Below are 13,411 nucleotides of genomic sequence, written 5' to 3' on the forward strand. Positions count from 1 at the left end.
TTCTTTGCTTACCTATCATCGTGGAGATGTTACTTGCTTTCCTCCTCTGCCTCTACCTGTGCCTCGGTCTTTCCGTAGCGGCGCTGGCGGGTCTGGAAGCTCTCTATAGCCTTGTGCAGACACTCCTCGTTGAAGTCTGGCCAATATGTGTCACAGAAGTAAAGCTCCGAATAGGCAATCTGCCAAAGCAGATAGTTGCTGATGCGCAACTCACCGCCCGTACGGATCAGCAGGTCTGGGTCTGGCATGAAGTTGGTCTCCAGGTGCTGCTCGAAGTTCTCCTCGGTCAGCATTTTCTCCACTTCCTCATAGCTGGCGCCCTTCTCCATGGCTTCCTTCACGGTTTCCTTCATCGCCTTCATGATTTCCCAGCGTGAGCTGTAGCTCAGTGCCACCACCATGGTCATGGCGTCGTTCTTGGCGGTATGGTCCATGGTTTCCTGCAACTTATCCTGCACAGCCTGTGGCAGACGCTTCATATCGCCGATTACACGGAAACGCACGTTGTTCTTCATGAAAATTTCATCCTCCAGTGAAGTGAGCACCAATCCCATCAGAGCCGAGATCTCGTCGGCAGGACGATTCCAGTTCTCTGTAGAGAAGGTATAGAGGGTGAGATACTTCACGCCGAGGCGAGTACACTCTGATGTGATGCAACGCACTGCGTCAACTCCAGCCTGATGGCCGTAGCTGCGGTCCTTACCTCTTTCAGTAGCCCAGCGTCCATTGCCATCCATGATAATGGCGATGTGCTCAGGAATTCTGTTCATATCCAAGTTGTTCATATATTATTCTTCTTTATTTACGAGTTCTTAATCTTCCTTATTACAAGTTTTACATCTTTCGCTGAAACTGTAAGTGAGCGATAACTGAAGCATCGAGTAGCAGTCGGTGTTCTTGAAGGCTCCGCTGCTCTTGATGAGATAGGGGTCTTTCACCCCGTCCAGTTCGTCGTTCAGCGAGAAATGGATGGTCCAGTCCACGCCGATGTTCAGCCTGTCTGTCACCTTATATTTGGCGCCGATGCCCAGGGGCACGTTGGCGGTGAATACATTCTTCCCGTCTCCCTTCACAAAGGTGGCTCCCAAGCCGCCAAACACGAAGGGCACCAGCCTTTTGGCTCCGCGGTAGTCCCTGCCTGTGCCGTAAGGCCAGAAGTTATACTCAAACACCAGACTCATGTCCACCAGCGTGTTGCTGAAAGAGTAAGGTGCTTCCTGATAGTCGGGATAGTAGGTTTCCACCTTGTCGGTGGATCCTTTCAGTTTGCCGAACGCCAGGTTGATCCGCAAGTCCTTGTATGGGTCGAAATTATATCTGCCCACGAAGGCTCCCATCGGCTGCTGGTTGGCAAAGATGTTGCCGTTCAGGTCGCCTTCATAAGCCACCATACCTACGCCCGCACCTATCTCCATGCGATATTGCGGATCGTCCTGCGCCCTTGCCCATTGCATCTGGAACAAGAGGCACAGCAGCAACAGGAAGTTGCGCAAGCTGATTTTCATTTCCTATACCTTATTATATATAATGTCTTGTTAATGCTTTGCCAAACGCGGGATGGCTTAGTCCTTGCGCCAGCCATCGATGTTATAGCGTCCCTTCCATACGTAACCGTTGCGGATTACCCAGTAGAAGTGGTTGTTGTCGCGGCAGAAACCGAAGCGGCCGGTATTTGCCTTGAACTCTGCTGGCAGGGTGATGAGCGAATCCACCGCCCAGGTCAGTCCGTTGTCCTTGCTCTTATACCAGTTGCCGTTGCTTCCCAAGGCCACATAGCCGGTATCGGCAGCGCAGGTAATCACCTCGCTCATCATCGGCAGCATGTTCTTAGCCTGGTTGGCATCCACATCCATATAGTTCCAGGCATACTCAGGAGCATTCCTTGCATAATCAGCCACATGAGTCCAGGTGGTAGCGATGGTATCGCCGTAGCTGGAATCACGGGTTCCCAGAAGGAGTACGTTCTCGGCATTCTTCACCGAAGCGATGCCCGAAACGCTCATGCTCAGGTTCTGGGTTGGCAGGCGCCTATAGTCTTCATCTATCTTCTGGGCTGTCCAGGTGGCTCCCTTATTCTTGGATACGGAAATGCCTGTAGCCGTGAAGGCATAGAGATACTTGCTGCTGGCACCAACCAACTGCTTGAGTTCGCTGTTCCCTCCCACCTGCTGCCAGGTAGCAGCATCGGCAGAAAGATAAACCTTACCGCCTGAAAGGAGGAAGATATTGCCATCCATCATCACGGCATTCTGATAGTCATCAGCTGCGAAAGCCTGGTTAGGGGTAACCTCTGTCCACGCAGTACCGTCTGTATAAGAAGTCTGGTATATCTTCATACCCTCGGCAGTCTTACCGAAGGCATAGATGTGGTCGCCCAGGGCGAGTACCTTCACATCCTGGAGGGCAGCCAAAGCTGCCTGTGCTCCCTTCGCCTGCCAGTTGAAATCGTATGGCTTCTCCTGATGCACGGTCACGGTCACGGTGTATGTGGTGTATGCAGAGAAGGCATTGTTGTATACACGGATCTTGCGTGGCTGCGAGAAATCGATGGAGTCGGTGCTAGAATAATAGGCAGCCGAATCAAGATTCTCTGGTTGTTTAGCATGCATCAGGATCACCGGACTGCTGTTCTTGCTGGTGATGGTAGCCAACACGGCAGCTGTCCTTGTACCGGCTGGCAAGGAATCCGCATTATAGATCTGACGGGTGGTCTGATCTATATAAAATTTATAGCTGGAGCCCGTCACGTTCGACTTGAGCAGGGTATCCTTTCCGGCAGCAGTCTTAGCATATCTGTCGAGGTTACCGAGCGAGAAGCTGGTGATGGCCGTATCGTATGTATATTCCACAGTTGTATCATCGCTGCTCAAGCAAGATGAGAGCGAGAAAGTAGCTGTAATCAGTGCTATGAAAGCAAAAAACTTCCTTTTCATTCTATTCAATTTTTCTTTTTAGCTGCAAATTTACGGAGAATTCTTCAAAAATCCGCCCTTTTCACCTTATTATTATGCAAATTATTCATTTTAGGGGCTTTTTTTATATTTTTTAGTGATTAAGAGCTAGGAAAAGACATGAAATCGGGGAAAAACGGGAAAATCATAGACGAAGAAATCCCGCTTCTCTTGCGAGAAACGGGATTCCATATTTAGCATGAATTCGAATTGTCGAATTAGAGCTGTGGACCAGCAGCAACGAGAGCCTTACCAGCCTCGTTTGTCTCATACTTCTTGAAGTTCTTGATGAAGCGAGCAGCCAAATCCTTAGCCTTCTCCTCCCACTGAGAAGCATCAGCGTATGTATCACGAGGATCGAGGATCTTAGGATCTACGCCTTCCAACTGTGTAGGAACTACGAAGTTGAAGAATGGGATAGTCTTTGTAGGAGCTGCGTCGATTGAGTGGTCGAGGATAGCGTCGATGATACCACGTGTATCGCGGATAGAGATACGCTTGCCTGTACCGTTCCAACCTGTGTTAACCAAGTATGCCTTAGCACCAGACTTCTGCATCTTCTTTACCAACTCCTCAGCGTACTTAGTTGGGTGCAACTCCAAGAATGCCTGACCGAAGCAAGCAGAGAATGTTGGAGTAGGCTCGGTGATACCGCGCTCTGTACCAGCCAACTTAGCTGTGAAGCCAGAGAGGAAGTAATACTTAGTCTGCTCAGCGTTCAAGATAGATACTGGTGGCAATACACCGAATGCATCTGCTGAGAGGAAGATAACCTGCTTAGCAGCTGGACCCTGAGAGAATGGACGCTGGATGTTCTTGATGTGGTAGATAGGGTAAGATACACGAGTATTCTCGGTAACAGTCTTATCTGCGAAGTCAATCTTACCATCCTTAGCTACAGTTACGTTCTCGAGGAGAGCGTCACGTGTGATAGCACCGTAGATATCTGGCTCAGACTCCTTGTCGAGGTTGATAACCTTAGCGTAGCAACCACCTTCGAAGTTGAACACACCCTCGTCGTCCCATCCGTGCTCATCGTCACCGATCAACTTACGCTTAGGGTCTGTTGACAATGTAGTCTTACCTGTACCAGAAAGACCGAAGAAGATAGCTGTATTCTCACCGTTCATATCTGTGTTGGCAGAGCAGTGCATAGAAGCCATACCCTTCAATGGCAAGAAGTAGTTCATCATAGAGAACATACCCTTCTTCATCTCACCACCATACCATGTGTTGATGATAACCTGCTCCTTAGAAGTTACGTTGAATACAACGGCTGTCTCTGAGTGGAGACCCAACTCCTTCCAGTTCTCAACCTTTGCCTTAGAAGCATTGTAAACGATGAAGTCTGGCTCCTGATCGAACTCAGCCTCGTTCTGAGGACGGATGAACATATTTGTTACGAAGTGTGCCTGCCATGCTACCTCAACGATGAAACGTACCTTCATACGTGTATCCTTGTGTGTACCGCAGAAACCATCTACTACGAACAACTTCTTGTTAGAAAGCTCCTTCTTAGCGATCTCCTTAACGGCATTCCAAGCCTCTGGAGTAGCCTTGTGGTTATCGTTGTGATACTCCTCAGAATCCCACCATACAGTGTCGTGAGATGTAGCATCGTCAACGATGAACTTGTCTTTAGGAGAACGACCTGTGTAAATACCAGTCATTACGTTAACTGCACCGAGCTCAGTCTCCTGACCAACCTCAAAACCCTCGAGACCTTCCTTAGTCTCCTCATTGAACAATACCTCATAAGAAGGATTGTAGAGAACCTCAGTTGTACCTGTGATTCCGTACTTTGCCAAAACTGACTTATCAAACTTTGCCATTTTATTTTAAATGTATTTAAGTTGTGAATAATTTCTCTTTACCTTGGTTGATAGAAGAAACCATCATTCTCCCAAAACCGCCGCAAAGGTACGAAAAATATGTTTTATAGCAAAGATTCTTAGATAATATTCTTGCTTTTTAAAATCTTTTTAGGTTAAAGAATCAAAAATCAGCCAATTCATCTATAATTTGCCATATTGACTTTGCAAATATTCCGGCTAATCTGCTTCTATATGTGCTTTGCTTTCCACCTATTTATATATAAAAGGAGAATATACGCCATATACAAGAGAGAATATACGCCATATATATAAAGAGGAGAAGGAGGCTTTTGATGCTCCCCGAAAAAAAACAGAAAAACATTTTGTAGTTTCCGCATTAAATCGTATCTTTGCAGAAATTTAGCAATAAACAAGCAAGTTTTTAAGATATAACGAGAAATTAAAATATTACAGCTATGGAGATTATCAATCTGAGCGAGCATAACAGCATCATCAACAGATACCTGGCAGAGATGCGTGACTGCGACTATCAAAAGAACCGACTCCTCTTCCGCAACAACATCAAGAGAATCGGCGAGTATGAGGCTTTTGAGATTTCAAAGACCCTCAATTACCAATCTAAAGAGGTGACCACCCCGCTGGGCGTGGCACAGGTCAATCTTCCAACCGATAAGATTGTCATCGGTACCATCTTCCGTGCCGGTCTGCCTTTCCACGAGGGTTTCCTGAACATCTTCGACCATTCGGGCAATGCCTTCGTTAGTGCTTATCGCGAATATACCAACAAGGAACATACCGAGATTGGCGTTCACATTGAGTATCTGGCTACTCCAGACCTCACCGACAAGACGCTCATCATCGCCGACCCTATGCTTGCCACCGGCATCAGCATGGAAATGGGTATGAAGGCATTCCTTACCAAGGGCAATCCTAAGCACATCCACGTGGCTTGCGTCCTCGCTTCGCCAGAAGGCATCGAGCACGTAAAGAAGACTTTCCCAGAGGATAAGACCACCATCTGGTGCGCTTCTATCGACGAGGGATTGAACGAACATAAATACATCGTACCAGGATTCGGCGACGCCGGAGACCTCTGCTACGGCAACAAACTGTAAAAGAGGGTGAGTCATTATTCATCGGATTACGCAGAATAAACGGAACCTTAACCGCCTTCATCAGATTACTCACGGATTTTAAACGGAAACTCGACCTGACGGTCGTGGCGATACCCCCTAAAGCTGGAAAAAGCCAGCCTATACGGCGCTAGCCCAATGGCCGTAAGGCCAAATCCGTTTAAATTCCGTGCGTAATCCGTGGAGCAAGAATGTTCCGTTAACTCAGCGTAATCCGATGAAGAAAATCTATGAAGAAAAGAAAAAGAGGAACACTACACTCCATCTTTTTAATAATGGAACGAACTGCCGCCCAGGAACTCTCGCAGAAGCGAAGTAGGCGGCAGATTATTATAAATGCGCTCTTTTAGAACAAAAATCGTATCGTCAAGCGCACAGACGATAAAATAGGAAAAGTTTTTGTTACATAAGACAAAGTTCGTTTTAAATTAATCTTGTATATTTGCACCCATAATTTAATTATTAACAAAAATGTCAAACGTATGAAAAAGATTATGAGAAGTACAATAATATCAGCAATATTAAGCTGCATTTTAACATTAATGGCAAGTTGTTCTAACAACGATGAAAATACTGCGTCATATAGAAAGTATGAGATTCCTACCGATGTGATGATAGAGACTCCAGACAATCAGATCCTTACCATAAATACGAAAGATGACTTTGAAAAGTATTTCAAGAATTGTGTAAGTAGCGCAAAACCTGACACAAAAATAGAACTACCAGAAGTGAACTTTCTAAAATACAGGCTAATCTACATACAAGGAGAATCAACACATGGGATAGCCAAACTAGAGAGTTCCTTGGCGTCAACAGAAAATTGCAAAATTCTATCCATCCATATAGAACAGAACTTTACAAATGTGATGCAAAGATGGAATGTCGCATATCTTATCGACAGAGAGGATAAGCCAAACATCAAATTACAATACCAAATAATAGAGCCATAGTCTTTAAAGAAAAAGTCCAAAGAAAGAAATCTGGTTTGAAAACTATCTTTGGACTTTTTTGATAAGCTACCCTTTAATAATGGAACGAGCTGCCTCCCAGGAACTCTCGCAGAAGCGAAGTAGGCGGCAGATTATTATAAGGTATACCCTTGAAGTATTTCAGGAACTTAAGCAACCGGTAAGCCTCAGCATATTCCTCACAATTCTCCGGAACCTGCTGCAGCAGCGGCTCTGCCTGCATCTTGATTACAGCCAGTTCATAAAGCATCGCCGTATTGAGCATCGCATCGGCATTCTCCTGGAACGGGAATATCCACTTGTTCTCACCCGCCCTTACCGAAGGCCAGCGATGAATGGTTTCCTGGGCAGAGACACCTCGATACTTGTAATCGCGGATGATGCGGCGGAGCAAACGGTTGTCTGTTGTCGGGATATAATTGTGATTATCCAGAAGAATCGTGGTCAACGCCGAAGCATATACTCTGAATATCTGCTCCTGCGGGATGTGGGCCGTCAGCTCTGGGTTCAATGCGTGAATGCCCTCTACCACCAGCACATTGTTATCGTTCATCTTCAGCTTGTTGCCGCTCTTTTTACTCTTTCCGCTCTGGAAATCATACTTTGGCAATTCCACCTCCTCACCACGGAAGAGGGCGTTGAACTGCTCGTTGATCAGGTCGAGATCCAGGGCATAAATGCTCTCATAATCATATTCGCCCGAAGCATCCTTCGGCGTTTTCTCCCTATCTACGAAATAATCATCGAGCGAAATCTGGAGCGGTTTCAATCCGTTTACGGCAAGCTGTATGCTCAGGCGCTTGCACGAAGTGGTCTTGCCCGAAGAAGAAGGACCTGCCAGCAGTACCAGTTTCACCCCCTTGCGGCTGGCTATCTCCTCAGCAATCTTGGCAATTTTCTTCTCCTGCAGCGCCTCGCTGATATTGATGATATCGGTAGCATGATTGGCATCTATCGCCTGGTTAAAATCACCTATGGTTCTGATGCCCAGGATACTCTGCCAGCGATGATGCTCCTTGAATATCTCAAACATCTTGTCCTGTCGGGTCATTTCGCCCAGCACATCTGGGTTCTTGAGCGAAGGAATGCGCAGAAGCATGCCATCATAATATTTCTCCAGCCCGAAGAGATAGAGCTGCGAGGTATTGGTGAGCAGCGTGCCGTAGTAATAATCCACATAATCACCTATTTTATAATAGGTAGTATAAATAGAGCCCGATGTCTTGAGCAGTTTCACTTTTTCCACATCTCCCTTTTCCTGAAACAGGGCGATGGCATCCTCGGTAGGCACCATGTATCGGCGTATCGGCATCTTGGCATCGATGATTTCCTGCATGCGGCGACGGAGGATGTTCACATCCTCTTCCACTACCGGGCGCCCCAGACGGATATCCACATAGAAACCGTTGGATACGGGGATATCAATCACCACATCCGTGTTGGGATAGATATCCTGCACCGCCTTGCACAGCACGAAGAAGAGGGTGCGGGTGTAGGCGCGCGAACCGGAGGCGGAGGCCATATCAAGAAACTCAACATCCTTGGAGTTATAAACACGATAATGCATGCCTTCAACCTTATTATTTACCCTTGCAGACACCGGTCCGTGGGTCATTTTGAGGTCAAATGCAGAAAAAACATCAAAAAGTGTGCTCCCGATTTCGACTTTCTGAGTTTTTTTATTATTTTTGCAACGGATTTGAATCATTTGTTTCATTGGCGTTAAAATCATGTTACAATGTTATACTAATCTATTGCCTTTTGAAGCCCTACTGAAGACTCTTCTTAGGCAATGCCTGCCCGCAATACCGCGGACTAGGCTTACAGAGCGTAAAGTTACGAAAAAAAATCGTGAACTTGGTGAACTTGCAACATTAATTAAGTTATAATATGTCGATTTGGATATTTTTTAGGCTTATTGGAGCACTCGCCTTACTTATGTTTGGTATGAAGACCATGAGCGACAGTTTGCAGAAGATGGCAGGACCACAGCTCCGCCATGTGTTAGGAACTATGACCACCAATCGTTTGACGGGCATCCTCTCGGGTACGCTCATCACCGCTGCGGTGCAGTCTTCTACAGCTACGACGGTGATGACCGTATCATTCGTCAATGCCGGTCTCCTTACCCTTGCCCAGGCGATTTCCGTCATCATGGGCGCCAACATTGGAACCACACTCACCGCCTGGATCATGAGTGCGGGTTTCTCGTTCAACATCACGGATTTTGTATGGCCGGCGTTCTTCATCGCCATCATCCTCATCTATAGTAAGAAGCGCAAGATTATCGGCGACTTCATCTTCGGTATATCCTTTATGTTCCTAGGCTTGGGTACGCTTCGCCAAACCGGCATCGACATGGATCTGGCTCATAACCAGCCAGTTCTCGATTTCTTTGCAAGTTTCGATCCCCACAGTTTCCAGACCACCATCACCTTCCTGCTCATTGGTAGTGTCCTGACCATGTGCGTGCAGAGTTCGGCAGCCGTCATGGCAATTACGATGATTCTCTGCTCCACTGGCGTATTGCCTATCTATCAGGGTATTGCGCTTGTGATGGGTGAGAATATCGGAACCACGGTCACATCTAATGTGGCAGCACTCACCGCCAACACCCAGGCACGAAGAGCGGCGATGGCGCACATGGTGTTCAACGTCTTCGGTGTACTCTGGATACTCTGCGTGTTCCGTCCGTTCATCCATCTGGTTTGCGGTTGGGTAGGTTTCGACGATATGATGGAGAAGAACGATCCTCATTTCGTTGCCAATGCAGCCAAGCTGTCGTTTGTGCTAGCCGCCTTCCATACCACGTTCAACCTCTCCAACACCTTTATCCTGGTTTGGTTTATCCCTCAGATAGAGAAGTTGGTATGCAAGATTATCCGTCCAAAGAAGAATGCAGACGAGGACGATTTCCGTCTGCGCTTCATCCAGAGCGGTATCATGAAGACTCCGGAAATCTCTGTATTGGAGGCTCAGAAGGAGATTCACTGTTTCGCAGAGCGCATCCAGCGTATGTTCGGCATGGTGAAGGAACTCCTGGGCGAGACCAACGACGATAAGTTTATCAAGCTCTATACCCGCATCGAGAAGTATGAAGGCATCTCCGACAACATGGAGATTGAGATTGCGAAGTATCTCGACCAGGTGAGTGATTCTCATCTTTCTGACGAGACGAAGGCGAAGATTCGCGCCATGCTGCGTGAGATTTCAGAGATTGAGAGTATCGGTGACAGCTGTTTCAACATCGCCCGCACCCTGAACCGCCGCATCCGTGGCAAGGAAGATTTCATTCCTTCTCAGTATGAGCACATGCACCAGATGATGGAGCTTACGGATAATGCCCTCACCCAGATGAACATCACTCTCGTAGGCCATAAGGGAGATAACGATGCCAACCTCTCTTTCAACATTGAGAACGAGATCAACAACTATCGCAACCAGTTGAAGAGCCAGAACATCAACGATGTAAACAACCATCTCTACACCTACGCCATCGGTACGATGTATATGGACATCATCCAGGAGTGCGAGAAGCTCGGCGACTACGTGGTGAACGTAGTGGAGGCACGAATGGGTGTAAGACAGCATGAAGCTTGATTTGATAGTTAAGAGTTTATAGTTAACAGGGCTTGAATATAGTTAAGAGTTAACAGTTTTATAGTTTAAAGGGCATGAAGTTCACAAACGTGATCTCCATGCCCTTCGCTTTTTTCATCATCTATACTTTTACATTCTATTCTTCTACACGTGCATCCTCCTGTATTGCATTTTCCTTTTCTTCAAGGCTCCATTTGATGCCTCCGTTCTGTCCTGCCACATAATTGCAGAGCGGGATGCCGGGATGATGCAGATTGGAGAGATAGAGAGGCTCATCGGCAACAAACTGATGGCACACGAAGGTATCGCCCACCGACAACTTACTGTTCACGCTTTCCATCACCTCGAAGCGGTCATCGCCACAGTATTCTATCACGAGAAGTCTTCCCGGGTTCCATTTCACCTTCACCTGTTCCCCCAGGTTGAGTGCTTCCGCCACGAGCTTGCTTTTCACGAAGAATCGGCTCGAAGAGACAGTATTCTTTCCTGCTACAAACGATTCCCAATCGGGATATCCCACCATACGGGAGAGGAGATTGAGGTTATATACGCTTGGTTTGCAGGATGTTACTACATATCCCCACATACGTTTCAGGGTACTCACGGAGATGGTCTCGTTGGTGTATCCCTGAATCTGACAGGTGAGGAACTCAAAATCCTTTGGTGACATGATGGTTCTTCCCACCAATGTTTCCACCTCGTGTTTGAGTCGTTCGAAATCTTCTTGATTGAAATGTTCTACCATATCACTTTCTTTTTTCTAGTCCGGTTTATACAAATAAGCCATTTACGGCGACAAAGATACACATTATTTCCCATTCATTCCTCATTTTCTCCCACTTTTTTTTGCAACCAGGTGAAAATGAATCAAAATGAACCAACTTTGTAGTAGGAAAAGACACATTTCAAGCATCAGAAAAGCTCGTATTTAGTATTAAGAAAACTCATTTCAAGCATCAAGGAATGTCCCCCGAGGCTTTGCCCAACTTTGCCCGGAACTTTGGGCACTTTTAACCGGGATTGTCGGTTAAAAGCACCCGTGTTCCCGGGCATGGTTGCTCATGTTCCCGGGCATAAGTACTCATGTTCGTGGGTACAAAGTGGCGAACCACATCCAGTGTTGCTCCTGTTCACCCCCTTTGGGGACGGAAGGAAACTACTTGCGATAGTGCGGCAAAATATCCTAATCCCAAAATTTATACTGATTTTTGGGATTGTAATCCCAAAATTCTATATGATTTTTGGGATTAGAGGCAAAAAAGGATGAAATGAAGCCTTTTTTGAAGCATCAATCTAACTCTTCCAAAAGTGGAATTGGGTCGTCCCCAAAGGGGGCGAACAGGAGAAAAGCTGGAGGGCTTGGGGAGCATATTAAATGATGAAACAAAGTTTTTTTGATGCAAAATGAAATTGAACCAAAATGAACCAACTTTGTTTCGAATATTATTATTACCTTTGCAACCGATAAGGCCTCTTCACCTTTTTTAAGGTGAAAGACGAAGGAAATGATAGTAAATAATAAAAAATTCAATAACTTAAAACAAAGCGTATGAAACGACTTTTACTTTTATCAGTCATGTTCTGTATAGGAGTGCTGCAAGGATTTGCGCAATCTACCTCCTTCACGTATACAGACGAGAATGGAGTGAATTGGGAATGTAGTTTGAACTACACTAGTTTAGCTATGCCCGATGGTTCATGGAAGGACAGCACCTATGTGTATATCAATGGTGCCAGTAACTATGGGGAAGAAGTTACAGTACCTGGAGTTGTCAAATATGAAGAAAAAGACTATACCATCACACAAATTGGCAGTATTTTCTGCAATAACCAAACTCTGAAAAAGGTTACTTTGCCTAAATCTGTAACATCATTATCTAGCACCTTCGAAGGATGCACACTTCTTTCCGAAGTTGTAAATACAGATCAAATTCTGTATTGCTCTCGCACTTTTAATGAATGCAGATCCTTGAAGAGTATTGATTTAAGTAATTGTGAAACAATAGGAAATGCTACTTTCGCAAACTGCTACAACCTGCAATCCGTCAACCTAAAAAAATGCATAACTATTGAATCACAAGCATTTACTAATTGTAACAATTTACAATCAGTAGGCGATCTTTCAAGTTGTACAACAATAATGTATGGAGCTTTCCAATCTTGCTCATCATTGAAGTCTATAGACATTAGTAATTGTACCTCTTTAGGAGAAGAAGCATTTGCAGATTGTTCAAAGCTTGAGGAAGTAAAACTTTCAAAACAGATAAACAAAATAAACGATGATACATTTAGCGGATGCACAAACCTTAAAAGTATCGATTTAAGCAATTGTACTTCGATTGGAGGTAGTGCTTTCAATGGATGCCAAAGCTTGACATCCGTCGGGAACACAGCTTTGCTAAGTTCTATCCAAGGAAACGCATTCTCGGGTTGTACTAATTTAACTACCATCGACTTATCAAATAGCACCTTTGTTGGAGAGAACGCTTTCAGCAATTGTGCAAAACTTTCCAATATAAACCTTTCAAAATGCAATCTCTTAGGATATGGTGCCTTCAATAATTGTACCAATTTGACAGAAGTTGATTTGTCGTCATGCTCATCTTTGGCTGAGAGTGTTTTTAGGGGTTGCTCAAACCTTAAAACGATAAAAGGAATTGAGAATTTCACAACGATTCCTGCTTATGCTTTTGAGGGTATAGGCATCGAAACTTTGTCCCTGCCTCTATGTACAACAATTCAAGAAGGCGCATTTAGGACATGTTCGCAATTAAAGTCTATTGACATCCCTGTTTGCCAATCAATTGGTATGAATGCATTTGCTAGCTGCTCCCGCTTGGAATCCGCATCTATTCCTAATACAATTAAATCGTTAGGATACAAGTGCTTCAACGGAAATACTACATTGACGTTGTATGCAAAAA

Annotated in this window: 9 protein-coding genes and 1 pseudogene; 4 read left to right on the plus strand and 6 right to left on the minus strand. The window is 45.5% G+C overall.

What is annotated here, in order from left to right:
• Positions 1–29 precede the first annotated feature (29 nt).
• The 4 genes from V8Z93_RS02040 to pckA form a co-directional block, all read right to left on the minus strand.
• Positions 30–785 carry an isoprenyl transferase gene (locus tag V8Z93_RS02040; RefSeq protein ID WP_203039050.1) on the minus strand — a complete coding sequence of 252 codons (756 nt, stop codon included), beginning with the start codon at positions 783–785 and terminating at the stop codon, positions 30–32.
• 27 nt (positions 786–812) lie between these two features.
• Positions 813–1,505 (minus strand): DUF6089 family protein, encoded by a 693-nt coding sequence (locus V8Z93_RS02045; protein ID WP_439432248.1) that lies wholly within the window; start codon positions 1,503–1,505, stop codon positions 813–815.
• A 57-nt stretch (positions 1,506–1,562) separates the two neighbouring features.
• Positions 1,563–2,933 carry a DUF6242 domain-containing protein gene (locus V8Z93_RS02050; protein ID WP_439432249.1) on the minus strand — a complete coding sequence of 457 codons (1,371 nt, stop codon included), beginning with the start codon at positions 2,931–2,933 and terminating at the stop codon, positions 1,563–1,565.
• A gap of 236 nt (positions 2,934–3,169) precedes the next feature.
• Positions 3,170–4,783 carry a phosphoenolpyruvate carboxykinase (ATP) gene (pckA, locus tag V8Z93_RS02055; RefSeq protein WP_118151705.1) on the minus strand — a complete coding sequence of 538 codons (1,614 nt, stop codon included), beginning with the start codon at positions 4,781–4,783 and terminating at the stop codon, positions 3,170–3,172.
• A gap of 458 nt (positions 4,784–5,241) precedes the next feature.
• Between pckA and upp the strand changes: the two genes are divergently transcribed.
• Both upp and V8Z93_RS02065 read left to right on the plus strand, forming a co-directional pair.
• Positions 5,242–5,901: a uracil phosphoribosyltransferase gene (gene upp, locus V8Z93_RS02060; protein ID WP_217763101.1), complete on the plus strand. Its 660-nt coding sequence runs from the start codon at positions 5,242–5,244 to the stop codon at positions 5,899–5,901.
• Between the two features lie 512 nt (positions 5,902–6,413).
• The gene (locus tag V8Z93_RS02065) at positions 6,414–6,869 is read left to right on the plus strand and encodes a hypothetical protein (protein WP_147468729.1); all 456 of its coding nucleotides are present in this window, start codon (positions 6,414–6,416) and stop codon (positions 6,867–6,869) included.
• A gap of 73 nt (positions 6,870–6,942) precedes the next feature.
• On the opposite strand, the gene V8Z93_RS02070 is transcribed toward V8Z93_RS02065, so the two are convergent.
• On the minus strand, positions 6,943–8,604 hold the full coding sequence (locus tag V8Z93_RS02070) for a nucleoside kinase (protein ID WP_439432250.1): 1,662 nt from the start codon (positions 8,602–8,604) through the stop codon (positions 6,943–6,945).
• 173 nt (positions 8,605–8,777) lie between these two features.
• Here V8Z93_RS02070 and V8Z93_RS02075 point away from each other — a divergent pair, with 173 nt between their 5' ends.
• The gene (locus V8Z93_RS02075; protein ID WP_439432251.1) at positions 8,778–10,487 is read left to right on the plus strand and encodes a Na/Pi cotransporter family protein; all 1,710 of its coding nucleotides are present in this window, start codon (positions 8,778–8,780) and stop codon (positions 10,485–10,487) included.
• Positions 10,488–10,623: 136 nt separating this feature from the next.
• Here V8Z93_RS02075 and V8Z93_RS02080 read toward each other — a convergent pair whose 3' ends face one another.
• On the minus strand, positions 10,624–11,232 hold the full coding sequence (locus V8Z93_RS02080) for a hypothetical protein (protein WP_439432252.1): 609 nt from the start codon (positions 11,230–11,232) through the stop codon (positions 10,624–10,626).
• Positions 11,233–12,171: 939 nt separating this feature from the next.
• On the opposite strand from V8Z93_RS02080, the pseudogene V8Z93_RS02085 reads away from it, so the two are divergent.
• Positions 12,172–13,335 (plus strand): annotated as a pseudogene (locus V8Z93_RS02085) (leucine-rich repeat domain-containing protein); the annotation flags it as partial.
• Positions 13,336–13,411: the final 76 nt, after the last annotated feature.

The sequence above is a fragment of the Segatella copri genome (assembly GCF_051861805.1).
In the GTDB taxonomy this organism is placed as follows: domain Bacteria; phylum Bacteroidota; class Bacteroidia; order Bacteroidales; family Bacteroidaceae; genus Prevotella; species Prevotella copri_M.

Excerpts from the sequence above, each read along its gene's own strand:
- V8Z93_RS02040 (WP_203039050.1), bottom strand. The coding sequence starts at position 785 with ATGAACAACTTGGATATGAACAGAATTCCTGAGCACATCGCCATTATC.
- V8Z93_RS02045 (WP_439432248.1), bottom strand. The coding sequence starts at position 1,505 with ATGAAAATCAGCTTGCGCAACTTCCTGTTGCTGCTGTGCCTCTTGTTC.
- V8Z93_RS02050 (WP_439432249.1), bottom strand. The coding sequence starts at position 2,933 with ATGAAAAGGAAGTTTTTTGCTTTCATAGCACTGATTACAGCTACTTTC.
- pckA (WP_118151705.1), bottom strand. The coding sequence starts at position 4,783 with ATGGCAAAGTTTGATAAGTCAGTTTTGGCAAAGTACGGAATCACAGGT.
- upp (WP_217763101.1), top strand. The coding sequence starts at position 5,242 with ATGGAGATTATCAATCTGAGCGAGCATAACAGCATCATCAACAGATAC.
- V8Z93_RS02065 (WP_147468729.1), top strand. The coding sequence starts at position 6,414 with ATGAGAAGTACAATAATATCAGCAATATTAAGCTGCATTTTAACATTA.
- V8Z93_RS02070 (WP_439432250.1), bottom strand. The coding sequence starts at position 8,604 with ATGAAACAAATGATTCAAATCCGTTGCAAAAATAATAAAAAAACTCAG.
- V8Z93_RS02075 (WP_439432251.1), top strand. The coding sequence starts at position 8,778 with ATGTCGATTTGGATATTTTTTAGGCTTATTGGAGCACTCGCCTTACTT.
- V8Z93_RS02080 (WP_439432252.1), bottom strand. The coding sequence starts at position 11,232 with ATGGTAGAACATTTCAATCAAGAAGATTTCGAACGACTCAAACACGAG.